Genomic DNA, 24902 nt, shown 5'->3' with positions numbered 1-24902 from the left:
TCCAGGCTGCGCCGCCGCATAAGGGGTACGTGAGAGTCCATCGTCGGCGGACGCGGCGGCGTAGGTCCCGTCAGCCGCGGGCCCTAGGGACCACCGGGGCCTCCGGGACCACCGGGGCCTCCAGGACCACCGGGGTCTCCGGGACCACCGGGGCCTCCAGCACCGGCAGCGTCACCGACGGGTCGTCCAGGCAGACGCCGGTCCTCAGGTCGAACTCCTGCTTGTGCATCGGCGAGGCCACCACCGGCACCCCGCCCCGCGTGCCCATGATCCCGTTCGCGATGACGTCGGCGCCCGAGAACGGGTCCCGGTTGCCCACCGCGTACACCTCGCCCGTGCCGCCCCTGAACAGCGCCGCCTCCGTCCCGTCGGCGAGGACCGCCGCCCTGCCCCGGCCGGGCTCCAGGAACTCCACCCCGGCCACATGCGGCGCGAAGCGCTCCAGGGCCGCCGGGTCCTCCAGGACCGCCTGCCACTCGTCAAGGTACGCGGCCACGTGCCGCTCCATCTGCGCCTCCAGCTCCTCGCAGATGCCCAGCGAGTCCGCCACGAGCACCTCGCGCAGGTGCTCGATGCCCTCGCCGCTCCCCCCGAGGCGCTCCAGCCACGCCGAGGTGCGCTCCAGGCGCTCGCCCGTGCGGACGTAGTACATGAGGAAGCGGTCGACCAGCGCGAACAGCTCCGCCGCCGACAGGTCGGAGGCGAGCAGGTCGGCATGGCGCGGAGTGGCCCCGCCGTTGCCGCAGACGTACAGGTTCCAGCCGCCGGCGGTGGCGATCACGCCGATGTCCTTGCCCCGGGCCTCCGCGCACTCGCGCAGACAGCCCGACACCCCGCCCTTGATCTTGTGCGGGGCGCGCAGTCCCCGGTAGCGCAGCTCCAGGTCGATCGCGAGCTGCACCGAGTCGCCCTGCCCGAAGCGGCAGAACTTCGCCCCGACGCAGGACTTCACCGTACGCAGCGACTTGCCGTACGCCTGCCCCGACTCGAATCCGGCGCCGATCAGCCGGCGCCAGATGGCGGGCAGGTCCTCCTTGCGGGCACCGAAGAGGTCGATGCGCTGCCCGCCCGTGATCTTGCTGTACAGGCCGTGGTCGCGGGCCACCTCGCCGATGACGATGAGCTGCTCGGCGGTGATCTCGCCGCCGGGGACGCGCGGCACGACCGAATAGGTGCCGTCCTTCTGCAGGTTGGCGAGGAACAGGTCGTTGGAGTCCTGGAGCGCGGCCTGTTCGCCCTCCAGGACGTGACGCAGGCCGAGTTCGGGGGCGAGGGTGCCGAGGACGTTGGCGACGACGGGCTTGCAGACGGCGCAGCCGGAGACCGCGGCGCCGGTCGCCGTACGGGCGGACACCGCGGCGCCATTCGCCGTACGGGCGGAGGCCTCGGCGCTGGAGGCCCCGGCGCCGGTCGCCGTACGGCCCGGGGCCGCGGCGGCGCCCTCCTCCGACGCTCCTGCCGCGCGCGACACCGCGTCAACCTGCCCGTACCGCTCCATCAACTCGGTGAAGGAGCGGATGTGTTCCGTGCGGATCAGCTCGTAGAGCTCGGGGCGGCTCAGCTCCGGGAAGTGTTCGCACAGTCCGCGCGGCTTCTCGACACCGGCCGCGTCGAGGACCGCCTGGAGGGTGTTCACACAGCCGCCGCAGCCCGTCCCCGCCTTGGTGCAGCGCTTGACGCCGCCGACGTCCGCGAGCCCGTGCTCGGCGATCGCCTCCCGCACCGCGCCCTTGGTCACGTTGTGGCACGAGCAGACGACGGCGTCGTCCGGCAGCGCGTCCGCGCCGGGCAGCGCCGCGTCCCCTCCGCCGGACGGCAGGATGAACGCCTCGGGGGGCGCGGGAAGCCGCCGCCCCGCGTGCGGCTTCAGCGAACCGTACGCCTCGGCGTCACCCACGAGGATGCCGCCGAGGAGCTGCCCGTCCGGGCCCAGCAGCAGCTTCTTGTAGACGCCCTCGCGCCCGTCCGAGAACACGATCTCGGTGGCCAGGGGCTCGTCCGCGAACGGGTCGCCGAAGGACGCCACGTCCGCCCCCAGCAGCTTCAGCTTGGTCGAGGTGTCGGCGCCGGTGAACACCGCGTCGCCAGGCCCCGCGAGCCGGTCCGCGACCACCTCAGCCATCTGGTAGCCGGGGGCGACCAGGCCGTAGACCCGGCCGTCGGAGGTCTGGGCGCACTCGCCCATCGCGTACACGAACGGGTCGGTGGTCCTGCAGTGCTCGTCGACCACCACTCCCCCGCGGTCGCCGACCGCGAGCCCCGCCTCCCGCGCGAGGCGGTCCCTCGGCCGTACGCCCGCGGAGAAGACGACCAGGTCGGCGGGGATCACCGTGCCGTCGGACAGCTTCAGGGACCGCACCCGTCCGTCGGCGTCGACGTCGACCTCGGCCGCCCCGACACCCGTGTGCACGGCCACGCCCATCGACTCGATGGTCGCGCGCAGCGCCGCCGCGCCGCCGTCGTCGACCTGCAGCGGCATCAGCCGGGGCGCGAACTCCACGACGTGCGTGGCGAGCCCGAGGGTGCGCAGCGCGCCCGCCGCCTCCAGGCCGAGCAGCCCGCCGCCGATGACCACGCCGGTACGGACGTCCTCATCCGTGGTGGCGTACGAGGTGAGGGCGTCGACGTCGTAGAGCGTGCGGTACGTGAAGCAGCCCGCCGCGTCGGCGCCGGGGATCGGCGGGACGAACGGATACGAGCCGGTGGCCATGACGAGCACGTCGTACGGCACGACGGCGCCGGAGGTCGTGGTGACCGTGCGGGCGGCGGTGTCGACGTGTTCGGCGGGATCGCCGAGCCGCAGGTCGACGAGGCCTTCGTCGAGGGCGGGGAGGGCGAGCCGGGCCGGATCGGTGCCGGTGAAGACCGAGGAGAGGTGCACCCGGTCGTACGCGGGGACGTCCTCCTCGCCCAGGACCACCGCCCGCCAGCCGGGCCCGCCCTCGGGACCGGCGAGCGCACCCCGCTCGGCCAGGGCCTCCAGGAGGCGGTGGCCGACCATGCCGTGGCCGATCAGCACGAGGTTCCGGGTCTGCGCGGCGGGGCCGGAAGCGGCAGGGCCGGAGGGGGCGGGGGCGGGCATGGCGGTCTCCGTGGGGTGGGAGGGGGAGGTGGGGTGATTCCCGTGCTCCGTCGCCTTCGACCGTAGGCCGGGGCGGACACCCGGCCGGGCCCGAAAAGGACCCGAGGGTCCGGGACTTGTGGCCCTACGGGACGGGACCTGCGGCGGGGCGGAGGGCGGCGCGGGCGGGCATAGCGTGGTTCCCGAGCGGGCCGTGCCGCCGTACGACACCGGCGGCACGGCCCCGGACGGGCCCTGGAGCAACCCCGGACGGGTCCTGGGCAGCCGCGGACGGGTGCTGGAGCTAATCCGGTCGGGCCCTGGGCAGCCCCGGACGAGTGCTGGAGCTAATCCGGGTCGGGCCCTGGGCAGCCCCGGACGAGTGCTGGAGCTAATCCGGGTCGGGCCCTGGAGCGACCCCGGACGGGTCCCGGGCCGCCCTGGGCAGGTCCAGGACCTTCTCCCGACGGTCTCGACTCCGGAGCGACCGGCGAACCGGCGAGCCGGGGAACCGGCGACCAGGCACCATCAACCGGCGACCGGCGACCGGCGACCGGCAACCATCAACCGGCAACCATCAACCGGCAACCGGCAACCGGCAACCGGCAACCGGCAACCGGCAACCGGCAACCGGCAACCGGCAACCAACGACCGGCAACCATCAATCCGCGCCCAGCTGCCCGCGCCCAGCAACCCAAGGTGAACCGGAAGCAGCGCCGGCTCGGAGCGGAGGCAGCGTCATGCGGGATCTCGTACTCGCCGTCCACGGCAGCGCCGTGCCCGAGGCCGGGGCGACCGTCGGCCGGCTCGCCGACGCCGTGCACCGGCTCACCGGCGCGCCCGTCGCCGTCGGACACCTGGACCACCAGAAGCCGTCGTTGCCGTACGTGCTCGCCGACCGGGCCGGCGCCGTCGTCGTTCCGCTCCTGCTCGGCGACGGCTACCACCGCACCGTCGACATCCCCACCGTCGCCCGGCACTTCGACTGCGCCGTCACGCGCGGGCTGAGCGGCGAACCGGGTGTCGGGCTCGCGCTGTACGACCGGCTGCGCGCCGCCGAGCGGACGGCCGGCGGACCGGCCGACGCCGTCGTCGTCGCCGGGGCCGGCTCGTCCCGGCCGGGCGGCAACGACGGCACGCGGGCCGCCCTCGACCAGCTGGCGCACCTGGTCCCGGTCCCGGTGACGGCCGCGTACTGCTCGGCGAACGGCCCGGCCGCCCCGCCGGTCGCCGAGGCCCTCGCCGCCCTCCGCGCCCGCGGCTTCCGCCGGATCGCGGTCGCCGCCCACCTGCTGGCCCCGGGCCGCTTCACCCAGGCCCTGGCCGCCCTGCCGGGCGTGTGGGCGCTCTCGGACCCGCTGGCCGACCACCCGCGGGTCGCGCAGCTGGTGGCCGCGCGGTACGAGTCGGCCCGCGGGGACGGCACGGCGGCGGCGCCGTCGTCGGTACCGAGCGGCGCGCCGGGGCTCCGCGGATAGCGCCGCGTCTGCTGTCCTGTGGGGCATGACGCAACCGTTCCTGCCGCTCACCGCCCGCTCCCGCGAGGAGGCGCACCGCGCCGCCACTCCGCTGGAGCTCTTCTTCGACCTCTGTTTCGTCGTCGCCGTCGCCCAGGCCGGCGCCGAGCTCGTGCACGCCGTCGCCGAGGGCCACGCCGGGACAGGGGTCCTCAACTACGCGATGGTCTTCTGGGCGGTGTGGTGGGCGTGGATGAACTTCACCTGGTTCGCCTCCGCCTACGACAACGACGACGTCCTCTACCGCGTCGTCACCCTCGTCCAGATCTCCGGCGTCCTCATCCTCGCCGCCGGCGTGTCCCGCGCCTTCGAGGACCACGACTTCCTCGTCGTCTACATCGGCTACGTCGTGATGCGGCTCGCGCTCTCCTCCCAGTGGCTGCGCGCCGCCCACCACGCGACCGACCCCGCCGAGCGGACGATGTGCCTGCGGTACGCGGGCGGGGTCATCGCCTGCCAGGTCGGCTGGACGGCGCTGCTGGTCGCGCCCGAGGACGTGCGCCCCTGGGTGTTCCTCGTGATGGCGCTGGCCGAGATGGCGGTGCCGATGTACGCGGAGAAGGACGTCACCACGCAGTGGCACCCGCACCACATCGCCGAGCGGTACGGCCTGTTCACCATCATCGTGCTCGGCGAGACGATCGCCGCGGCGACGGTCGCCGTGAAGTCGGGCGTCACGGAGAACGACGCGCTGCGGGAAGTGCTGCCGATCGCCGCCGGAGGACTGCTCATCGTCTTCGCCGCCTGGTGGATCTACTTCGTCGTCCCCGCCCACGACCGGCTCTCCTCCAACCGCCAGGGCTTCCTGTGGGGCTACGGCCACTACCTGATCTTCACCTCGGCCGCCGCGATCGGGGCGGGCATCGAGATCTCCGTCGAGCAGGCCGTCGGCAAGGCGCACATCTCCACGCTCGCCGCCTCCTCCGCCGTCACCATCCCCTCGGCCGTCTTCCTGATGTGCGTGTGGCTCCTGCACGCCCGCTACTTCAAGGTCGGCTTCGCCCAGCAGGCCGTCCTGCCCGTCTCCTCGCTCGCCATCCTGATGTGTACGTTCGCCGGGCACTGGGCCGTCTTCGCGGCCGGCCTGGTGGCCGCCGCCACCGTCGCCGTGGGGGTGATCCTGACCGCGACCAACCCGGCCACCCGGGACGCCCGCGACGCCCGCGACGCCGCCCGCCATGACGCCCGCGACACCCCCTGAGCCACAATGCCCCGCATGATCTTCCGGCTCCTCGGCCCGCTCACCGTCTCCGGCGCCGCCGTCCCCGGCGGGCCCCGCGTCCGCGCGCTGCTCGCGCTGCTGCTGCTCGACGCGGGCCGGACGGTCACCGCGGGGCGGCTCGTCGACGGGCTGTACGGGGACACGCCCCCGGCCGGTGCCGCGAACGCCCTCCAGTCGCAGGTCTCGCGGCTGCGCCGGCTCCTGCCCGAGGGGGTGGCCGTGGAGCACTCCCCTGCCGGGTACCGGCTGACCGGCGCCGATCCGGAGGACGTGGACGCCCTCCGCTTCGAGCGGCTCGCGCGGGAGGGCGCCCTGGCCGGGGCCGCCGGGGATCCCGTACGGGCGGCGCGGCTGCTGCGCGAGGCGCTCGGGCTGTGGCGGGGGCCCGCCCTCGCGGACGTACGAGAGGCCCCGTTCGCCGCGGGGCAGGCGGCCCGGCTCGACGCGCTGCGGCTCGACGCCGTGGAGGAGTGCGCGGCGGCGCGGCTCGCCTCGGGCGAGGATCCCGCCCCGCTCGTACGGGAACTGACCGAGGCCGCCGCCGTCCACCCCCTCCGCGAGCGGCTGCGCGCCCTCCAGATACGCGCGCTCGCCGGCACCGGACGACAGGCGGAGGCACTCGCGGCCTACGAGGAGGTGCGCGGGGCGCTCGCCGAGGAGCTCGGGGCGGACCCCTCGGCCGAACTGGCGGCGGCGCACCTGGCCGTGCTGCGCGGGGAGGCGGCCGCGGCACGGCTCGTGAGCGGGCCCGGGCGCCCGTCGCGGCTGCCCGCGCCGCTCACGGACTTCGTGGGGCGGGAGCCCGAACGGGAGCGGCTGGGCGCGCTGTTGACGGCCGCCCCCGCGGTCCGGCTCGTGACCCTGGTGGGCCCCGGCGGCGCGGGCAAGACCCGGCTCGCCCTGGCGGCGGCGGCCGACGTGACGGCCGAACGGGAGACCGGAGGAGTCGGCGCGGCCGGGGTCGGTGCCGGGGGTGGTGCCGGGGCCGGGGCCGGGGCCGAGGCCGAGGCTGGGGCCGGGGCCGGGGCCGAGGCGGGTGCCGGGGGCGGTGCCGGGGCTGGGGCCGGGGGCTCTGAGCCGACCTCGCCCGCGCCCCCGAGCGAGGCCGTCTTCGTCGATCTGGGGGCGGTCGGCCCCGGAGAGGTCGCCGGGGCCTTCGCACGGGCGCTCGGGGTGCGGGATTCGGCCGCGCCGGAGCGGCTCGTGGAGGCCCTCGCGGGGCGGGAGCTGCTCCTGGTCGTCGACAACTGCGAGCACGTACTGGACGAGACGGCACCGCTCGTACGGGAGTTGCTGGCGGACTGCCCCCGCCTGCGGGTGCTCGCCACCAGCCGGGAGGCGCTGGGCATCACGGGCGAGTCGCTGCTGCCGCTGGGCGCGCTGGAGCCCCGCGCGGCGCAGGAGCTGTTCGTACGGCGCGGGGCCGCGGCCCGGCCGGGGTTCGCCGGCCATCCGCGCGTCGACGAGGTGTGCGCCGCGCTCGACGGGCTGCCGCTCGCCGTCGAACTGGCGGCGGCCCGGCTGCGGGCGCTGACCGTGGACGAGCTGGCGGACCGCCTCGGCGACCGGTTCCGGCTGCTCTCGCGGGGCGACCGTACGGCGCCGGAGCGGCACCGCACGCTCGCCGGGGTGGTCGAATGGAGCTGGTCCCTGCTGACCGAGGAGGAGCGGACGCTCGCCGCGCGTCTCTCGGTCTTCCGCGGCGGGGCGACCGCGGAGGCCGTGGCCCGGGTCTGCGGCACGGAGCTCGCGGACGCCGAGGACGTCCTGGCATCGCTGGCCGAGAAGTCCCTGGTGGAGCGGGCCGCGGGCGGACGGTACCGGATGCTGGAGACCATCCGCGCCTACGCGGCCGGCCGGCTGCCCGCCGACGACCCGGCGCCCGCCGCCCACACCGCGTACTACCTGCGGCTCGCCCGGGCCGCCGACCCCGAACTGCGCGGGGCGGCCCAACTGGACTGGCTGGCCCGCCTCGACGCCGAGGACGCCGACCTGCGCGCGGCCCTGCGCCGCGCGGACCCGGCGGACGGGCTCCGTCTGGTGGCCGCGCTGACGCCGTACTGGTGGCTGCGCGGCCTGCGCGGCCAGGTGGCGGGCCTGGCGGCCCGCGTGCTCGACCGGGCCGAGGGGGCCGAGCCGTCGCCCGTCACGGTGCTCGGCGAGGAGTACGCCCTGTGCGTGCTGCTCGCCACCGGGGCGCGGGACGAGGCGCGCGTCGAGCGGGCCCGGGGCCTGCTCTGCCGTCGCGAGGAGCCGCTGCGGCAGCCCTTCACGGCCTTCCTGTGGGCCACGTCCGTCGGCCCCGAGGCCCGGCTCCCGGTGCCCGACGACCCGTGGTCGCGCTCCCTGGACCTGGCGGGCCAGGGGCATCTGGCGCTCGCGCGGGGCGAGTCGGAGGAGGCCCGGCGGTGCCTGACACGGGCCCTGGAGGGGTTCCGGGCGCTCGGGGAGCGGTGGGGCACCGCCACGGCGCTCGAAGGGCTCGCCGCGCTCTCCGACGAGCCCGGGCCCCTGCTGGCCGAGGCGCTGGCCCTCTTCGAGTCGCTGGGGGTCGCCGAGGACATCGTCGACCTGCTGCTGCGCCGCGCCGACCGGCACGAGGCCGCGGGCGACGAGGACGCGGCCGCCGCGGACCGCGCCCGCGCGACGGAGACGGCCCGCCGGGCCGGCCTCGCCCGGCCCGCCTCGGCCTGACCCGCACCCGAAGCCGGACGACCGCAACCGGCGCCCCCGGCGACGGGCGGCACCCGGGCCCGCCCCGAACCCGCCCGCCCGCAACCGGCGCCCCCGGCGACGAGCGGCACCCGGGCCCGCCCCGAACCCGCCCGCCCGCAACCGGTGCGCTCGACGGCGGGCGGCACCCGCTCGCCGTCGCCGCGGGCCCGGACGGCCGGGCCCGGTCCGGGTCCGCTCGCCCCCGCCCACGGGCGAGGCACGCCCCGCCGACGTCCCCGGCCGGCTCCGAGCGGCGAACCCGCGCCCGCCCCGCCCCACCCGCCGCCGGCGCCCATCGGCCTCCTCGCCGACAGGCGCCCATCCCCGCCCCACCCATCCACCCGCCCACCAACCGCCGCCGACACCCGTCACAGCCCGCCGTCATCCCCCGCCGTCCCCGCTGTCCCCGCCGCCCCGGCCCCCGCCGTCCCCGCCGTCCCCGCCGTCCCCGCCCCCGCCGTGCCCCTGCCAGCCCTCGTCAGCCCCTCCGTCAGCCCCCGTCAGCCCCTCCGTCAGCCCCCGTCAGCGCTTCGTGCGCCGACGGTCAGCGGCCCCGGCCACTCTCCTTCTCGTCCACTTCACGCCGGCTGCCCGTCGGCATCCCGTCGGCATCCCGTCGGCATCCCGTCGGCATCCCGTCGGCATCCCGTCTGCTTCGCGTCGACTTCGCGTCGAGGCGAAAGCCCGGCAACCGAACCTCCCGAGGAGAGTCCGCCACCATGCAGAGCATCGCGAACACCGCGCCGAACGCCCCCGCCCCCGCCGTCGCCGCCTCCGTCACCGCCTCCGTCACCCCCTCCGTCACCGACCCCGCCCCCCGCACCGCGCTGGTCACCGGTGCCTCCCGTGGCATCGGGCGGGCCATCGCCCGGCGGCTCGCGCAGGACGGTCTCGTCGTCGGCGTGCACTACGGGTCCGACGGGGCCGCCGCCCAGGAGACCGTCGAGCTGATCGCCGGCGACGGCGGCCGGGCGTTCGCCGTCGGGGCCGAGCTCGGCTCGTACGAGGGGGTCCTCGCGCTCGTCGAGGGGGTGCGGGCCGGTCTCGTCGCGCACACCGGGGACGCCGGGCTGGACGTGCTCGTGAACAACGCGGCCGTCACCTCCTCGGGCGGGCACCTCCACGACGAGACGCCCGAGCAGTTCGACCGCCTCTTCGCGGTCAACGTACGGGCCCCCTTCTTCCTGGTGCAGCAGCTCCTGCCGGCGCTGCGCGACGGCGGCGCGATCGTCAACATCGGCTCCGCCGTCACGCGGATCTCGCTCTCCGACGAGCTGGCGTACGCGATGACCAAGGGCGCCATGGAGACCTTCACCCGCACCCTCGCCAACGTGGCCGGCGCCCGCCGTATCACCGTCAACACGGTCTCCCCGGGGCCGACGCAGACCGCTTCGCTGACCGCCGCGATGGCCGCCGTGCCGCAGCTGGAGGAGATGCTGATCGCCGGGCAGGCGCTGCCCTGGGTCGGGCAGCCCGAGGACATCGCCGCCCCGGTCGCCTTCCTCGCCTCCGAGGACGGCCGCTGGATCACCGGCACCGTGATCGACGCCTCGGGCGGCACCTACCTGGGGCCCAAGCGCTGACCCCGTGGTACGCAGGGGACATGACACCGCATCGGCACGAAGGCCCCACCGACGCAGCCACCAGCCCACTCGACGACGCCCGCAACGACGCCCGCAACGACGCGCTCACCGACGTGCGCGGCCTGCGGGTCGGCCACGCGCGGGTCCCGGGGGCCGGGGCGCTCTCCGGGACCACCGTCGTCCTCGCCCCCGAGGGCGGGGCGGTGGCCGCGGTGGACGTGCGCGGCGGGGGCCCCGGCACCCGGGAGACGGACGCGCTCGACCCCCGCAACCTCGTCCAGCGGATCGACGCCGTCGTGCTGACCGGTGGCAGCGCGTACGGACTCGATTCGGCGGCCGGGGTGATGGCCTGGCTGGAGGAGCGGGGGCGCGGGGTTCGGGTGGGGCCCGACCCGCGCCATGTGGTGCCGGTGGTGCCCGCCGCCTGTCTCTTCGACCTGGGCAGGGGCGGCGACTTCTCGGCCCGGCCCGACGCCGCGACGGGCCGGGCCGCGGTCGAGGACGCCGCGGCGAGCGGGCTCCGCGCGCCGGTGGCGACGGGCGCGGTGGGTGCGGGCACGGGGGCCGTGGTCGGCGGCCTGAAGGGCGGGGTGGGGACGGCGAGCACGGTGCTGGCCTCGGGGATCACGGTCGGCGCGCTGGTCGTCGTCAACGCGGTCGGCTCGGCGGTCGACCCCGAGACGGGCGTGCCGTACGGGCGGTACTTCACGGGCGGCGGCCGCCCCTCCTACCCCGACCCCGCCGTGCACGAGGCGGCGCGGCGCAGGCTCGCGGGGGCCCGGGCGAAGCTCTCCGTACCCCCGATGAACACCACACTCGCGGTGGTCGCCACGGACGCGGTGCTGACCCGCGCCCAGGCGCAGAAGCTCGCGGGGACGGCGCACGACGGAATCGCGCGCGCCGTCCGTCCGGTGCACCTGCTGAACGACGGCGACACCGTCTTCGCCCTCGCGACCGGGGAGCGCGAAACGGCCGCGGAGGCGGGGCCGCTCGACCTCAACGAGATCCTTGCGGCGGGCGCGGACTTGGTCACCCGGGCCATCGTCCAGGCGCTTCTCGCACCCGAGACCGGGGTGAGCGGACCGGGCGGCGACCACCCCTCGTACCGCGAGCTCTACGGCGACGCGCCCGACTCCTAGCCCTTCGAACCGACTGCCGGTATACCAAAGGGAGTTGACGAACTCGCTCGGGGGCGCGGGAACTCGGCGCGCGCCCCCGATCGTTTTCCCGAACGCCGGACACGATGTCAGACCCAAGGACTACGTTTAGCAAGCACCAAGTGACATGCGGCGACGGCCTGGAGACCCCCTTGAACGATCCGCACGATCCGCAGGATCCTTCGCACGATCCGTACGAGACGACCGACACCCAGGTTGAGCGGCTCCTCGGCCGGGCGCTCAACTCCTTCGATCTGCCCGACTCCACGGTCGAGCGCCTGGCGTCGGCGCTCGCCCACTCCAGCGCGCTGCACTCCTCGCACCACAGCGCCTCGCTGCACCGCACCACCTACCGCCACACGTATCTGCTGGCCGACGGCAGCACGATCAGCCTCTGGGAGCTGGTGCACAACTCGGGCCGCGACGGCACCGAGCAGCACGAGCTGTACGTGGAGGAGTCCGAGGCACGGCTCGCCGCCTCCCGGCTGCCGGCCGGCCCCTCGCTCGGCTGGTCCGTGGAGCGCGCCGACGGCGCTCCGGCCGACGAGGACGACGACCTGGAGGTGCTGAGCGCGCTCCTCGCCCGCCCGATACCGGCCCAGCCCAGGATGTACGTGCCGGACAACTCCGCGGACCACGCCCGCCGGGTGCTGCGGCGCGCGGAGAACGCGGACCGGCCCGGCGAGGCGACGGCCCGACGGCTGCGGCTCGCCTTCGGCCACCACATCACCCAGGCCTTCGGGCGCCAGTGCTCCGTCGAGGGCGGCCGGGACGCCGGCTTCACCCTCTACGAGCACCAGTTCCTGCTCCTCGACGGCACCGAGCTGAGCCTCTGGGAGGTCGAGCACACGGCGACCCCGGACGGCCGCCACATGTGCGAGGTGTACGAGGACGAGCGCGCGGCCCGCGAGGCGATGGAGTCCCGCTCCCGGGTGCGCTGACGCCGGAGGGGGAGCGGCCCGCCCGGGCCACTCCCCACCGCGGCACCGCGCCGCCCGCTCCGGTCAGGCCGCGGTGGCCACCTGGCGCTCGGACCCGTCCTCGGCCCGTGCCCCGGCCCCGGTCCGTGCCCCGGCCGCGGTCCGTGCCCCGGCCGCGGTCTCGGTCTCGGTCTCGGTCTCCGAAGGTGCGGGCTTCCGCATGCTCTTGAGGAGGATGACGAGTCCGGCGCTGACCACCGTGCCCGCCGCGATCGCGAGCAGGTACAGCAGCGGGTTGCCGATCAGCGGGATCACGAACACACCGCCGTGCGGGGCGCGGAGGGTGCACTCGAAGGCCATCGACAGGGCTCCGGTGACCGCGCCGCCCGCCATCGCGGCGGGGATGACCCGCAGCGGGTCGGCCGCGGCGAACGGGATCGCGCCCTCGGAGATGAAGGAGGCGCCGAGCACCCAGGCGGCCTTGCCGTTCTCCCGCTCGGTCCTGGTGAAGAGCCTGCCGCGCACGGTCGTGGCCAGCGCCATCGCGAGCGGCGGCACCATGCCGGCGCCCATCACGGCGGCCATGACCATGAGCGAGCCCTCGTTGGGGTTGGCGAGACCGCCGACGGCGAAGGCGTACGCGACCTTGTTGACGGGGCCGCCGAGGTCGAAGCACATCATCAGGCCGAGGATCACGCCGAGCAGGATCGCGTTGGCGCCGGAGAGTCCGGACAGCCAGTCGGTCAGCGCCTTCTGCAGGCTCGCGATGGGCTTGCCGATGACGAGGAACATCAGGAAGCCGACGACGATCGACGAGAGCAGCGGGATCACGACGACCGGCATGATGCCCCTGAGGACGGCGGGGATCCGCACCCTCTGGATGGCGAGCACGGTGCCACCGGCCACCAGACCGGCGACGAGGCCGCCGAGGAAGCCCGCGTTGATAGTGAGGGCGATGGCGCCGCCGACGAAGCCGGGGACGAGACCGGGGCGGTCCGCCATGCCGTACGCGATGTAGCCGGCGAGGACCGGGACGAGGAAGCCGAAGGCCAGTCCGCCGATCTGGAACATCAGGGCGGCCCAGCTGTCGATCTGGCCCCAGTCGAAGTGCTGGGCGACGGAGGGCGCCTTGTCGATGTCCCAGCCGCCGAGCGCGAAGCCCAGGGCGATGAGCAGACCGCCGGCGGCGACGAACGGCACCATGTAACTGACACCGGACATGAGCCACTTGCGGAGCTTGGTGCCGTAGCCCTCGTTCGGCTCGCCGGCTCCCTCCACGGGAGTGGGCCGGGCGGCCGCTGCGGTGGTCTCGCCGCGGGCGGCCTTGTCGCGGACCTCCGCGATGAGTTCGGCGGGGCGGTTGATGCCGGCCTTGACGCCGACATCAACGGTCGGCTTTCCGGCGAACCGTTCCTTCTCCCGTACCGGGACGTCATGCGCGAAGATCACGCCGTCCGCGGCGGCCACGACCGCCGGGTCGAGCCGGGTGAAGCCGGCCGAGCCCTGCGTCTCGACCACCAGCTCCACGCCGGCCGCCTCGCCCGCCTTCTCCAGCGCCTCGGCGGCCATGTAGGTGTGGGCGATGCCGGTGGGGCAGGAGGTGACGGCGACGATCCGGAAGGATGCTCCGGCCGGCGCGGCGACCGGCTCGGCGGCCTGCCCGTCCGGCTCCCCCGGGGCTCCCCCATCCGGCGTTCCCTCTTCCGGCGTTCCCTCTTCCAGGGCTCCCGTTTCCCGGGCTCCTTCTTCAGGGGCTCCTGCTTCCCGGGCTCCTTCTTCAGGGGCTCCTGCTTCCCGGGCTCGCCCTTCCGGCGCCTCCTCCTCGGGGGCCTCCTCCCCCGCGATCAGCGCCGCCGCTGCCGCCGGAGAGGACACCGACCTGAGCGCCCCCGTGAACTCGGGGTCCATCAGGTGCCGGGCCAGGGAGGAGAGGATCGTGAGATGGGCGTCGTCCGCACCGGCCGGGGCGGCGATCAGGAAGATCAGGTCCGCGGGGCCGTCGGGCGCACCGAAGTCGACACCCGCAGCCGAGCGGCCGAAGGCCAGGGTCGGCTCGGTGACGTGCGCGCTGCGGCAGTGCGGGATGCCGATGCCCCCGTCCAGCCCGGTCGGCATCTGGGCCTCGCGCGCGGCGACGTCCGCCAGGAAGCCGTCGAGGTCGGTCACCCGGCCCCGTGCGACCATCCGCTCGGCAAGCGAACGGGCCGCCGCCTCCTTGCTGTCGGCGACCAGGTCGAGATCGACCAGGTCCGCGCTGATCATGCTGCTCATCGCGGGCTCCCTTGCTCGCTGAGGACGAGATCCAGAGGTACGTCGGCGGTCACGGGGACGCCGGACGGGGTCGGGTACGGGGTCGGGGTCGGGTGCGGGGCCAGGGGTGACCGGCCGGTCGCCGGGCTCATCGCGCGGCCGCCGGTGCGCCGCCGAGCACCAGGTCAAGCGGCGGCTCGGACGTCACCGTCACCGCCGAGGGCTCCAGGTCCCGCGGGGTCGGCATCTGGCTGCCGGGGAGCTGGACGGCGGCCGCGCCGTGGGCGAGGGCGGCGGCCAGGGCCTCGGGGCCCTCGCCGCCCGCGGCCAGGAACCCGGCCAGCGAGGCGTCGCCCGCGCCGACGTCGGAGCGGATCGCGGCGACGGGGGCCCGGCCGTACCAGGTGCCCTCCGCCGTGACGAGCAGCTGCCCGTCCGCGCCGAGGCTGGCGAGGACCGCGCCCGCGCCCCGTTCGCGCAGTTCCTCCGCCGCCTTGACCACGTCGCCGACGGTGACGAGCGGGCGGCCGACGGCCTCGGCGAGCTCCTCGGCGTTCGGCTTGACGACGTCGGGGCGGGCGGCGAGCGCCGCGAGGAGGGAGGGTCCGGAGGTGTCGAGGGCGATCCGGGCGCCGGCGCCGTGGGCGCGGCCGACCAGCTCGGCGTACCACTCGGGGGCGAGGCCGCGCGGGAGGCTGCCGCAGCAGGCGATCCAGTCGGCGGCCGGGGAGTAGGCGGAGACCGTGGCGAGGACGGCCTCGGACTCCTCGGGGGAGAGCTCGGGGCCCGGCGCGTTGATCTTCGTCAGCGTTCCGTCGGGTTCGGCGACGGCGATGTTGGAACGGGTGTGTCCGGCCACCGGCACCGGAGCCACCTCGATGCCCTGGTCCGCGAGGAGTTGGGCGACCAGCGCACCGGGCGCCCCGCCGAGCGGGACGACGGCGACGGTGCGGTGTCCGGCGGCGGCGACCGCGCGGGAGACGTTGACGCCCTTGCCGCCGGGGTCGACGCGCTCCCCGGAGGCGCGCAGCACCTCGCCGCGCTCCAGGGCCGGCACCTCGTAGGTCCGGTCGAGGGAGGGGTTGGGGGTGACGGTGAGGATCATGTGCGTACGACTTCCGTTCCCGCGGCCTCGATCGCCGCGGCGTCCTCGGGGCTGAGCCCGCTGTCGGTGATGAGCAGGTCCACGTCGGCGAGGGCGCCGAAGCGGGCGAAGTGCTCCTGGCCGTGTTTGGCCGAGTCGGCGAGCAGCACGACCCGGCGGGCGGAGGCGATCACGGCCCGCTTGACGGCGGCCTCGGCGAGGTCGGGGGTGGTCAGGCCGTGCCGGGCCGAGAAACCGTTGGTGGCGACGAAGGCCACGTCGACGCGGACCTCGCCGTAGGCCCGCAGGGCCCACGCGTCGACGGCGGCGCGGGTGCGGTGCCTGACCCGTCCGCCGACGAGGTGGAGGTCGATGCCGGGGTGGTCGGCCAGCCGGGCGGCGACGGGCAGGGCGTGGGTGACGACGGTCAGGTCGCGGTCGAGGGGGAACGCGGCGGCCAGCCGGGCGAGCGTGCTGCCCGCGTCGAGCACGACGCTGCCCTCCTCGGGGAGTTCGGCGAGGGCGGCGCGCACGATCCGCTCCTTCTCGTCGGCCGCGGTGGACTCGCGCTCGGCGAGGTCGGGCTCGAAGTCGAGCCGCCCGGCCGGTATCGCCCCGCCGTGCACCCGGCGGACGAGCCCCGCCCGGTCGAGGGCCTTGAGGTCGCGCCGTACGGTCTCTGCGGTGACCTGGAACTCCTCGGCGAGGGAGAGCACGTCGACTCGGCCGCTCTCGCGGGCGAGGCGGAGGATCGCCTGCTGGCGCTCCGGTGCGTACATGTGGGTTTACGTCCGTTCCATGCCCGAACCTGTGGTTTCAGCATCAGATTACGTCCGCGATTCCGGAAAGTAAAAGGAATCGGGCATGAATACGGGCAGGAACGGGCATCCTGGGGGGCTTGCCGAGGATTCGGGTCGAAGGGCCGTCCGGGCGCATGACGAAGGCCCCGGTTCCGGGAGGCGAATCCCGGGACCAGGGCCCTGTGCTCACACGGCGCGCGCTCTAGACGAGCGCCGTCTCCTTCTCCACCGCGGCCGCCGCGCCGTCGGACGGGACGGGCGCCTCGGCGTCGTCCGCCCCGCCCTCCAGGTGCTGCTTCGGCTTGGCCGGCAGCGCGAACATCACCAGGAAGATGACGCCGAGGACCACCGCGGCCCAGCCCAGCGAGTTCCGGAAGGCGTCCGTGAAGGCCGCGCCCGTCTCCTGCGGGGCCTTGGCCAGCCGCTCGTCGTCGATCGTCCCGAAGAACACCACCGACACCAGGCCGAGGCCGAGCGCGTTGCCCATCTGCCCGGTCGTGTTGATCAGGCCCGAGGCCGAACCGGCGTGCTCGCGCGGCACCTCCGACAGGACCGCGTCCGTCAGCGGGGCGACGATGAGGCCCATGCCGAGACCCATCACGACCAGCGGCGGGATCATCTGCCAGGAGTGGATCCCGGTCCCGTAGCGGCCCGCCTCGAAGAGGTAGAGCAGGATGCCCGCGGCCATGGTCAGGGCGCCCGCCTGGAGCACCTTGCGACCGAAGCGCGGCACGAGCTGCTGGACGGACAGGCCCGCCGCCGTGGAGACCGCGATCGAGAACGGCACACCGGTCAGACCCGCCTTCAGCGGGGTCCAGCCGAGGCCGATCTGCATGTAGAGCGTCCAGACCAGGAAGAAGATGCCCATCACGACGCCGAAGGTCAGCTGGACGGCGATGCCGGCCGCGAAGCTCTTCACCCGGAACAGCGAGAGCTCGACGAGCGGCGAGCCGTCCTTCTTCGTCTTGTACTTCTCGTACGCCACGAGGGCGCCGAAGACGACGAGGCTGCCGGCCATCATCAGATGGCCCCACAGCGGCCAGCCCAGCTCACGGCCGCGGGTCAGCGGATAGATCAGCATGAGCAGCGCGACGGTCACCAGGACCACGCCCACCAGGTCGAGACGGAGCGCCTTCGGGGCCTTCGACTCGGTGATGAAGCGGCGGCCGAGGACGAGGGCGGCGATGCCGACCGGCAGGTTGATCAGGAAGATCGGGCGCCATTCGAGGCCCGCGATGTTCCACTGCGTGAGCAGCGCGCCGAGCAGCGGGCCGGAGACCGCGCCCAGGCCGATGACGGCGCCGAACATGCCGAAGACCTTGCCGCGCTCGTGCGCGGGGAAGGTGACGTGCACGATCGACAGGACCTGCGGCACCATCATGGCCGCCGCCGCGCCCTGGAGGAGGCGGGAGCCGACCAGCATCTCCTGGTTCGCGGCGACGCCGCACAGCGCGGAGGCGAGCGTGAAGCCCGCGGTGCCGACCAGGAAGAGGCGCTTGCGGCCGTAGATGTCGCCGAGGCGGCCGCCGGTGATCAGGCCCGCGGCGAACGCCAGGGCGTAACCGGCGGTGATCCACTGGATCGCGCCGAACGAGGCGCCGAGGTCCCGCTCGATGCTGGGGATCGCGATGTTGACGATCGTGGCGTCGACCAGATCCATGAAGGCGGCGGTCATGACGATGGCGAGGGCGATCCAGCGTCTCTTGTCGGCGGCCGCAGCGGCGTCCGTGACGGCGTCGTGTGAACTCATACGAGAAACATAAGAGCCATATAGGCCAGCTGATGTCCTAGATGAACCGCATCCTTGAACGCATGACGGACACTCCGGCACGACTCCTGAATCTGCTGTCGCTCCTCCAGACCCCGCGCGAGTGGCCCGGCAGCGAGCTCGCCGAGCGGCTCGCGGTCTCGCCGCGCACGATCCGGCGGGACATCGACCGGCTCCGCGACCTCGGCTACCCGGTCGAGGCGAGCAAGGGCGCGGTCGGCGGCTACCGCCTGGTCGCCGGTACGGCGATGCCGCCGCTGCTCCTCGACGACGAGGAGGCCGTGGCCATCGCGGTCGGGCTGCGGGCCGGGGCGGGGCACGCCATCGAGGGCATCGAGGAGGCCTCCGTACGGGCCCTGGCCAAGCTGGAGCAGGTGCTGCCGTCCCGGCTGCGGCACCGGGTCTCCACCCTGCAGAACGCGACGATCCCGCTGACCCGCGGGGACGGGGCGACGGTCGCCCCGCAGACGCTGACCGCGCTGGCGGGCGCGGTGACCGGCCAGGAGCGGCTGCGGTTCGGCTACCGGGCGGGCGACGGCGCGGAGAGCCGGCGCCTGGTGGAGCCCTACCGGCTGGTGTCGACGGGGCGGCGCTGGTACCTGGTCGCGTACGACCTGGGGCGGGAGGACTGGCGCACGTTCCGGGTGGACCGGGTGAGCGAGCCGTTCCCGACGGGGGCGCGCTTCACCCCGCGGGAGCTCCCGGCGGCGGACGCGGCGCAGCTGCTGAAGAACTCGCTCTCGCGGGCCCAGCCCGAGATGGAGCTGGACGTGAGCTTCGAGGCGCCGGCCGAGTTCGTCGTGGCACGGCTGCCGGGCCATCTGGCGCCGGTCGCCACGGGTCCGGGCAGCTGCCGGCTGCGGGCCCACACGACGGACTCCGTCGAGTGGACGGCGCTCTGGCTCGCCCATGTGGACGCCCCGTTCACGATCCACGCCCCGGACGCGCTGCTCGCCTACACCCGCGAGCTGGCGACCCGCCTGGCCGCGGCCGGCGCGGAGGGTTGAGACCGCACTCCTGACACTCGGGCCCCGGACAGCCGGCGCCCGTCTGGAGACCCGGGCCCCGGGCAACCAGCGCACGCCTGAGATCCGGGCGGGCCCGGCCCCGAAGGGGTCGGGCCTCCGCCGGCTCGCCCGGTGTCACGCCACCGCGTCGAAGCCCGTGTCCCGCGCCATCTTCTTCAGTTCGAGCAGCGCGTGCTTCTCGATCTGGCGGATGCGCTCGCGGGTCAGGCCGTGTTCCTTGCCGACCTCGGTGAGCGTCCGCTCGCGCCCGTCCTCGATGCCGTACCGCATCCGGATGATCGAGGCCGTCCGGTGGTCCAGCTTGTCGATGAGGTCGTCGAGCTCCTCGCTGCGCAGCAGCGTCAGCACCGACTGCTCCGGCGAGATGGCCGACGTGTCCTCCAGGAGGTCGCCGAACTGCGTCTCGCCCTCGTCGTCCACCGACATGTTGAGCGAGACCGGGTCGCGCGCCCAGTCCAGGACGTCGACGACCCGCTCCGGCGTCGAGCCCAGCTCGGCCGCGACCTCCGCGGGCTCCGGCTCGCGGCCGTGCTCGCGGTTGAACTCGCGCTGCACCCGGCGGATCCGGCCCAGCTCCTCCACCAGGTGGACGGGCAGCCGGATCGTGCGGGACTGGTCGGCGATGGACCGGGTGATGGCCTGGCGGATCCACCACGTGGCGTACGTCGAGAACTTGAAGCCCTTCGCGTAGTCGAACTTCTCGACCGCGCGGACCAGGCCCGCGTTCCCCTCCTGGATCAGGTCGAGCAGCGGCAGTCCGCTGCGCGGGTAGCGCCGGGCCACGGCGACGACGAGTCGCAGGTTCGACTTGATGAAGAGGTCCTTGGCACGCTCGCCCTCGGCGACCAGCGCCTCGAGCTCCTCACGGGTCGCGCCGCCCGCCTCGCTCTCCATCTCACCGTCGAGGATCTGCTGGGCGTACACGCCCGCCTCGATGGTCTGGGAGAGCTCGACCTCCTTGGCGGCGTCGAGCAGGGGCGTGCGCGCGATCTCGTCGAGGTACATGCCGACCAGGTCGCGGTCGGCGATCTCCCCGCCCACGGCGCGAACGCTGCTTGCCCGGCTGCTTCCGCTCGCGGCGGAGGACTGACGACGGGCGACGGCACGGGTTGCCATGCGTGCTCCCTTGCTGAGTAGGTCGCGACACCCTTCCGGGTGCCCTGCATCCGACGGAAACAACGACTGGAATCAGGACAGAATTCCCACCCGGCACATGGATTTTCGCGATCATGCAGTATCCTGCGCGGCCGGACACGGGGAGGGCACGGTGACGGAACCCACGGACACGCAGGTCAGACCGGCTGCGGAGGGCGATCTGGCGGCTCTGACCGAGCTGTACAACCACTACGTGCGTGAGACCGCGATCACATTCGACACGGAGCCCTTCACCCCGGAGCAGCGACTCCCTTGGCTCCGCTCCCACCCTGAAGACGGCCCCCACCGCCTTCTGGTTGCCCAGCACGCCGGCACGGGCGAGATCCTGGGGTACGCGTCGAGCAGCGCCTTCCGCCCGAAGGCCGCGTACGCCACCTCCGTGGAGGTCAGCGTCTACCTCTCCCCCACGGCCGGCGGCCGCGGCGTCGGCACCCTGCTGTACGAGCACCTGTTCAAGGCCCTGGCCACGGAGGACGTCCACCGCGCGTACGCGGGGATCGCGCAGCCGAACGAGCCCTCGGTCCGCCTCCACGCCCGCTTCGGCTTCCGCCACATCGGTACGTACGGGGAGGTGGGCCGCAAGTTCGGCCGCTACTGGGACGTGGCCTGGTACGAGAAGGACCTCCACGGGGTCCCGGCGGGGGACCGCTAGCCGACCCGCGCAGAGCCGGCCGAACGGCACTCGGCCAGCCGAGCCACGCAGAGCCGGCCGAACCGGCACTCGGCCAGCCGACCCGCACCGAGCCGGCCGAACCGCATGTGGCTAGCCGAACTGCACCGATCGCTTCGCCAGCCCCATCCAGAAGCCGTCGATCACGCTCCGCTCCCGCTCCAGGTCGCCGGCCGCGTCCGCCGCGCCCATCGTCACGAAGAGCGGGGCGAAGTGCTCGGTGCGCGGGTGGGCGAGTCGGCCCGCGGGGGACTTCGCCTCGAAGTCGAGCAGGGCGTCGACGTCGTGCGCCGCGAGGGCCTCGTGCCCCCAGGCGTCGAACTCGGCGGACCAGCCGGGCACGCCGGGGCCGGTGTGGCGCAGGGCGGCCAGGTTGTGGGTGAAGAAGCCGCTGCCGACGATCAGGACCCCCTCGTCGCGCAGCGGGGCCAGCCTGCGCCCGATCTCCATCAGGCGGCGCGGGTCGAGGGTGGGCATGGAGATCTGCAGGACGGGGATGTCGGCGCCGGGGAACATCTCGACCAGGGGCACGTACGCCCCGTGGTCGAGCCCGCGGTCCGGGATGTCCTGGACGGGGGTGCCGGGGGCGCGCAGCAGCTTGCGGACGGACTCGGCGAGCCCGGGCGCGCCGGGGGCCGCGTACCGGACCCGGTAGTAGTGCTCGGGGAAGCCCCAGAAGTCGTAGACGAGCGGGACGGTCTCGGTGGCGCCGAGGGCGAGCGGGGCCTCCTCCCAGTGTGCCGAGACCATGAGGATCGCCTTGGGGCGGGGCAGCGTCGCGGACCAGGCGGCGAGCTCGCCGGGCCAGACGGGGTCGTCGGCGAGCGGCGGGGCGCCGTGGGAGAGATAGAGGGCCGGCATTCGTACCTGCGTGGCGTCCATGGCGTCCGCCGCCTTCCTTCACCTGATCCTGAACTTGTTCTTGAACTTTCAAGCTCGCTGTCACGGACAGCGTAAGTCCATATAGTTCAACTTTCAAGAACGGGTCGTACGATGGATGCCATGACCGTGACCGAACCCGAGCCCCGCTGGCTCAGCGACGAGGAACAGTGCGTCTGGCGCGCCTACCTCCATGCCACCACCCTGCTGGAGGACCATCTCGACCGCCAGCTCCAGCGCGACGCCGGGATGCCGCACACCTATTACGGGCTGCTCGTCCAGCTCTCCCAGGCCCCCCGGCGCCGGATGCGGATGACGGAGCTGGCCAGGAGCGCGAAGATCACCCGCTCCCGACTCTCGCACGCCGTCGCCCGCCTGGAGAAGAACGGCTGGGTGGCGCGCGAGGAGTGCCCGTCCGACAAGCGCGGCCAGTTCGCCACCCTCACGGACGAGGGCTACGAGGTGCTGCGCAGGACCGCCCCGGGCCATGTCGCCGCCGTACGGCAGGCCCTCTTCGACCGGCTCACCCCCGCGCAGGTCGAGCAGCTCGGCGCGATCATGCGGACGATGGCGGAGGGGCTCCAGCCCGCGGACCCGGACGCGGACCTGCCCTGGCTCCGCTGAACGGGAGCCAGGGCAGGCGGTGACGCGAGAGGTGGCGCTGTACTCGGCGGGTCAGTGGGCGATGACCGGGACCTTCACCTCGTCCCCGGCGCCCGCGCCGGAGCCGGAGGCCGCCACCGCGCCCGTGCCCGGCTTGCCGGTGTTGATCAGCGTCAGGGCGATGGTCGCCGAGACGGCCAGGATGCCGACCGCCCACCAGATCGCGGCCGAGTAGCCCTCGACCATGCCCTGGAGCTGGAGCAGCTTCTGCGCCGCCGGGGTGGTCGCCCCGGCCGCGTGGTCGGCCAGGTAGGCGGTGGTCGCCGAGGCGGCGATCGTGTTCAGCAGGGCCGTGCCGATGGCGCCGCCGACCTGCTGCGAGGTGTTGACCATCGCGGAGGCCACTCCGGCGTCGCGCGGGTCGACCCCGTGCGTGGCCAGGGACATCGCCGGCATGAACGCCGTACCCATGCCGAGGCCCAGCAGCAGCTGCGCCGGCAGGATCAGACCGGCGTACGAGGAGCCGATCTCCAGCTGGGTCAGCAGCAGCATGCCGAGCGCGGCGGTCAGGAAGCCGGGGCCCATCAGGAAGCGCGGCGGGACCCGGGTCATCAGACGCGTACCGATCTGGGTGGAGCCCGTGATCATGCCCGCGATCATCGGAAGGAAGGCGAAGCCCGTCTTGACCGGCGAGTACCCCTTCACGACCTGCAGGTAGTAGGTCAGGAACAGGAACAGACCGAACATCGCGATGACCGCGAGGCCGAGCGAGAGGTAGACGCCGCCGCGGTTGCGGTCGGTGACGACGCGCAGCGGCAGCAGCGGGGACTTCACCCGCGACTCGGTGAGGGCGAAGGCGGCGAGCAGCACGACCGAGGCGACGAACAGGCCGATGGTCGTCGGGTCCGTCCAGCCGTCGGACTCGGCCCGCGTGAAGCCGTACACCAGGGAGACCAGACCCAGGGTCGACAGCACCACGCCCGGGACGTCGAGCGGCGAGCGGTTGCGGCCGCCGGCCGGCTCGCGGATCACGAAGTACGCGCCGAGGGCGGCGACGACGGCGAACGGGATGTTGACGAAGAAGGTCCAGCGCCAGTTCAGGTACTCGGTGAGGAAGCCGCCGAGGATGAGACCCACGGCGCCGCCGCCACCGGCGATCGCACCGTAGATGCCGAAGGCCTTGGCGCGCTCCTTGGCGTCGGTGAACATCACCGCGAGCAGGGAGAGGGCCGCCGGGGCGAGCAGCGCGCCGAACGCGCCCTGCAGCGCGCGGGCGCCGAGCATCATCGCCTCACCGGTGGCGGCGCCACCGAGGGCGGAGGCCGCGGCGAAGCCGATCAGGCCGACCACGAAGGTGCGCTTGCGGCCCCACAGGTCGGCGACCCGGCCGCCGAACAGGAGCAGACCGCCGAAGGCGAGGGCGTAGGCGGTGATGACCCACTGCCGGTTGCCGTCCGAGATCCCCAGGTCCTGCTGGGCGGAGGGCAGCGCGATGTTCACGATCGTCGCGTCGAGCACGACCATCAGCTGGGCCAGGGCGATGAAGACCAGGGCTTTCCAGCGGCTCGGGTCGGCCTGGGCCGGCGGGGAGGACTCGGTGATTTTCGACATGGGGGTAGCCACCTCTTGGCGCGTACTGGTGAAAAAGGGACTTCTGTAAGGGAGTTCTGTAAGGGAGTTCTGTAAGGGAGTTCTGTAAGGGAGTTCTGAGGAGTTACGGGGAGTTACAAGGGGGTCGCGGGTGGGGCGTGCGGGGATCCGCGACCGGGACTACGGCTCAGGGCCTCCTCGGTCGGGGCGGGCTCATGAGGTCGAGCAGCTGGACTCGCTCCTCAGGTCGTCGAGGGTGGCGGCGGCACCGGGCAGTTCGGAGCGCGCGGGCGCCTCCAGACCGTCCAGGAACACCTGCAGATGGCGGTGGACGAAGCGGTCCATGTTGAGACAGGCCGTCCCGGGCAGCGGCCGGGTGAGCTGGGAGACCGCGACCATCAGGTCCCCGACGCCCACGTCGGCACGGAGCCGGCCGGCCGCCTGCGCCCGGTCGACGAGGCCCTGCACGGCCTCCTCCAGGCGCTCCTGCTCGGCGTGCAGATCGGGGTGGTGCTTGTCGAAGTCGCCGTCGAGCATCGGGCACAGGGCCCCGATCCGCTCGTCGGCGGCGGCGTGGACGAAGCGGCGGAGGGCGGCGAAGGTGTCCGCCTCCTGCTCGGCGGCCTCCAGGGCCCGCTCGGTGACGCGGGCCATGAGGGAGTTGACGACCTCGCGGACGAGGTCGCCGCGCTCGGGGAAGTTGCGGTAGAGCGTGGCGTTGCCGACGCCCGCGCGGCGCGCGATCTCGTCGAGCGGCACCTGGGCGCCGAACTCCACGAACATCTCCCGGGCCGCCGTCACGATCCGCTCGCGGTTGCGCAGCGCGTCCGCGCGGGGGCGCGGCACACGGCGGACGGGTGCGGTGTCGGCGGTGCTGCTCACTGCGCTGCCTCCCAGGTT

Annotated in this window: 18 protein-coding genes; 9 read left to right on the top strand and 9 right to left on the bottom strand. The window is 74.1% G+C overall.

Annotated features, from left to right (window positions below):
- Positions 1-70 precede the first annotated feature (70 nt).
- Positions 71-3082 (bottom strand): FAD-dependent oxidoreductase, encoded by a 3012-nt coding sequence (locus tag ACH414_RS26970; protein WP_398943681.1) that lies wholly within the window; start codon positions 3080-3082, stop codon positions 71-73.
- Between the two features lie 719 nt (positions 3083-3801).
- Between ACH414_RS26970 and ACH414_RS26965 the strand changes: the two genes are divergently transcribed.
- The 6 genes from ACH414_RS26965 (at position 3802) to ACH414_RS26940 (ending at position 12196) form a co-directional block, all read left to right on the top strand.
- Complete coding sequence (locus tag ACH414_RS26965; RefSeq protein ID WP_398943680.1) at positions 3802-4539, top strand: sirohydrochlorin chelatase; 738 nt, start codon at positions 3802-3804, stop codon at positions 4537-4539.
- A gap of 25 nt (positions 4540-4564) precedes the next feature.
- The gene (locus ACH414_RS26960; protein WP_382541795.1) at positions 4565-5779 is read left to right on the top strand and encodes a low temperature requirement protein A; all 1215 of its coding nucleotides are present in this window, start codon (positions 4565-4567) and stop codon (positions 5777-5779) included.
- A gap of 15 nt (positions 5780-5794) precedes the next feature.
- The gene (locus ACH414_RS26955) at positions 5795-8494 is read left to right on the top strand and encodes an ATP-binding protein (protein ID WP_398943677.1); all 2700 of its coding nucleotides are present in this window, start codon (positions 5795-5797) and stop codon (positions 8492-8494) included.
- Positions 8495-9234: 740 nt separating this feature from the next.
- Complete coding sequence (locus ACH414_RS26950; RefSeq protein WP_386566167.1) at positions 9235-10098, top strand: SDR family oxidoreductase; 864 nt, start codon at positions 9235-9237, stop codon at positions 10096-10098.
- 20 nt (positions 10099-10118) lie between these two features.
- The gene (locus ACH414_RS26945) at positions 10119-11237 is read left to right on the top strand and encodes a P1 family peptidase (protein ID WP_398943675.1); all 1119 of its coding nucleotides are present in this window, start codon (positions 10119-10121) and stop codon (positions 11235-11237) included.
- 170 nt (positions 11238-11407) lie between these two features.
- Positions 11408-12196, top strand: a complete 789-nt coding sequence (locus ACH414_RS26940) for a DUF6227 family protein (protein WP_382541783.1) — start codon at positions 11408-11410, stop codon at positions 12194-12196.
- A 63-nt stretch (positions 12197-12259) separates the two neighbouring features.
- Here ACH414_RS26940 and ACH414_RS26935 read toward each other — a convergent pair whose 3' ends face one another.
- The 4 genes from ACH414_RS26935 to ACH414_RS26920 form a co-directional block, all read right to left on the bottom strand.
- Positions 12260-14446, bottom strand: a complete 2187-nt coding sequence (locus tag ACH414_RS26935) for a fructose-specific PTS transporter subunit EIIC (RefSeq protein WP_398943672.1) — start codon at positions 14444-14446, stop codon at positions 12260-12262.
- Between the two features lie 127 nt (positions 14447-14573).
- Positions 14574-15530 carry a 1-phosphofructokinase gene (gene pfkB, locus ACH414_RS26930; protein ID WP_382541778.1) on the bottom strand — a complete coding sequence of 319 codons (957 nt, stop codon included), beginning with the start codon at positions 15528-15530 and terminating at the stop codon, positions 14574-14576.
- Positions 15527-16288, bottom strand: a complete 762-nt coding sequence (locus ACH414_RS26925; RefSeq protein ID WP_382541775.1) for a DeoR/GlpR family DNA-binding transcription regulator — start codon at positions 16286-16288, stop codon at positions 15527-15529. The genes pfkB and ACH414_RS26925 overlap by 4 nt, the downstream gene beginning before the upstream one ends.
- Before the next feature lie 223 nt (positions 16289-16511).
- On the bottom strand, positions 16512-18059 hold the full coding sequence (locus tag ACH414_RS26920) for an MFS transporter (RefSeq protein WP_382541772.1): 1548 nt from the start codon (positions 18057-18059) through the stop codon (positions 16512-16514).
- Between the two features lie 62 nt (positions 18060-18121).
- Here ACH414_RS26920 and ACH414_RS26915 point away from each other — a divergent pair, with 62 nt between their 5' ends.
- Positions 18122-19084, top strand: coding sequence for a helix-turn-helix transcriptional regulator (locus ACH414_RS26915; RefSeq protein ID WP_398943671.1), 963 nt, complete (start codon positions 18122-18124; stop codon positions 19082-19084).
- A 135-nt stretch (positions 19085-19219) separates the two neighbouring features.
- On the opposite strand, the gene ACH414_RS26910 is transcribed toward ACH414_RS26915, so the two are convergent.
- On the bottom strand, positions 19220-20221 hold the full coding sequence (locus tag ACH414_RS26910) for an RNA polymerase sigma factor RpoD/SigA (RefSeq protein ID WP_382541767.1): 1002 nt from the start codon (positions 20219-20221) through the stop codon (positions 19220-19222).
- Between the two features lie 151 nt (positions 20222-20372).
- On the opposite strand from ACH414_RS26910, the gene ACH414_RS26905 reads away from it, so the two are divergent.
- Positions 20373-20912, top strand: coding sequence for a GNAT family N-acetyltransferase (locus ACH414_RS26905; protein WP_386566157.1), 540 nt, complete (start codon positions 20373-20375; stop codon positions 20910-20912).
- Between the two features lie 111 nt (positions 20913-21023).
- Here the strand turns inward: ACH414_RS26905 and ACH414_RS26900 are convergent, their stop codons facing one another.
- Positions 21024-21812 (bottom strand): dioxygenase, encoded by a 789-nt coding sequence (locus tag ACH414_RS26900; protein WP_398943669.1) that lies wholly within the window; start codon positions 21810-21812, stop codon positions 21024-21026.
- A gap of 120 nt (positions 21813-21932) precedes the next feature.
- Between ACH414_RS26900 and ACH414_RS26895 the strand changes: the two genes are divergently transcribed.
- Positions 21933-22433 (top strand): MarR family winged helix-turn-helix transcriptional regulator, encoded by a 501-nt coding sequence (locus ACH414_RS26895; protein ID WP_382541758.1) that lies wholly within the window; start codon positions 21933-21935, stop codon positions 22431-22433.
- A 51-nt stretch (positions 22434-22484) separates the two neighbouring features.
- Here ACH414_RS26895 and ACH414_RS26890 read toward each other — a convergent pair whose 3' ends face one another.
- Together ACH414_RS26890 and ACH414_RS26885 are read right to left on the bottom strand one after the other, a co-directional pair.
- Positions 22485-24023 (bottom strand): MFS transporter, encoded by a 1539-nt coding sequence (locus ACH414_RS26890; protein ID WP_382541755.1) that lies wholly within the window; start codon positions 24021-24023, stop codon positions 22485-22487.
- Between the two features lie 192 nt (positions 24024-24215).
- Positions 24216-24884, bottom strand: a complete 669-nt coding sequence (locus tag ACH414_RS26885) for a TetR/AcrR family transcriptional regulator (RefSeq protein ID WP_382541753.1) — start codon at positions 24882-24884, stop codon at positions 24216-24218.
- Positions 24885-24902: the final 18 nt, after the last annotated feature.

The sequence above is a fragment of the Streptomyces sp. NPDC020422 genome, from assembly GCF_044386705.1.
Lineage (GTDB): Bacteria > Actinomycetota > Actinomycetes > Streptomycetales > Streptomycetaceae > Streptomyces.
This window is presented reverse-complemented; position numbering and strand designations above follow the sequence as displayed.

Coding starts and splice junctions, on each gene's coding strand:
- ACH414_RS26970 (WP_398943681.1), bottom strand. CDS start 3,082: ATGCCCGCCCCCGCCCCCTCCGGCCCTGCCGCTTCCGGCCCCGCCGCG.
- ACH414_RS26965 (WP_398943680.1), top strand. CDS start 3,802: ATGCGGGATCTCGTACTCGCCGTCCACGGCAGCGCCGTGCCCGAGGCC.
- ACH414_RS26960 (WP_382541795.1), top strand. CDS start 4,565: ATGACGCAACCGTTCCTGCCGCTCACCGCCCGCTCCCGCGAGGAGGCG.
- ACH414_RS26955 (WP_398943677.1), top strand. CDS start 5,795: ATGATCTTCCGGCTCCTCGGCCCGCTCACCGTCTCCGGCGCCGCCGTC.
- ACH414_RS26950 (WP_386566167.1), top strand. CDS start 9,235: ATGCAGAGCATCGCGAACACCGCGCCGAACGCCCCCGCCCCCGCCGTC.
- ACH414_RS26945 (WP_398943675.1), top strand. CDS start 10,119: ATGACACCGCATCGGCACGAAGGCCCCACCGACGCAGCCACCAGCCCA.
- ACH414_RS26935 (WP_398943672.1), bottom strand. CDS start 14,446: ATGAGCAGCATGATCAGCGCGGACCTGGTCGATCTCGACCTGGTCGCC.
- pfkB (WP_382541778.1), bottom strand. CDS start 15,530: ATGATCCTCACCGTCACCCCCAACCCCTCCCTCGACCGGACCTACGAG.
- ACH414_RS26925 (WP_382541775.1), bottom strand. CDS start 16,288: ATGTACGCACCGGAGCGCCAGCAGGCGATCCTCCGCCTCGCCCGCGAG.
- ACH414_RS26920 (WP_382541772.1), bottom strand. CDS start 18,059: ATGAGTTCACACGACGCCGTCACGGACGCCGCTGCGGCCGCCGACAAG.
- ACH414_RS26915 (WP_398943671.1), top strand. CDS start 18,122: ATGACGGACACTCCGGCACGACTCCTGAATCTGCTGTCGCTCCTCCAG.
- ACH414_RS26910 (WP_382541767.1), bottom strand. CDS start 20,221: ATGGCAACCCGTGCCGTCGCCCGTCGTCAGTCCTCCGCCGCGAGCGGA.
- ACH414_RS26900 (WP_398943669.1), bottom strand. CDS start 21,812: ATGGACGCCACGCAGGTACGAATGCCGGCCCTCTATCTCTCCCACGGC.
- ACH414_RS26895 (WP_382541758.1), top strand. CDS start 21,933: ATGACCGTGACCGAACCCGAGCCCCGCTGGCTCAGCGACGAGGAACAG.
- ACH414_RS26890 (WP_382541755.1), bottom strand. CDS start 24,023: ATGTCGAAAATCACCGAGTCCTCCCCGCCGGCCCAGGCCGACCCGAGC.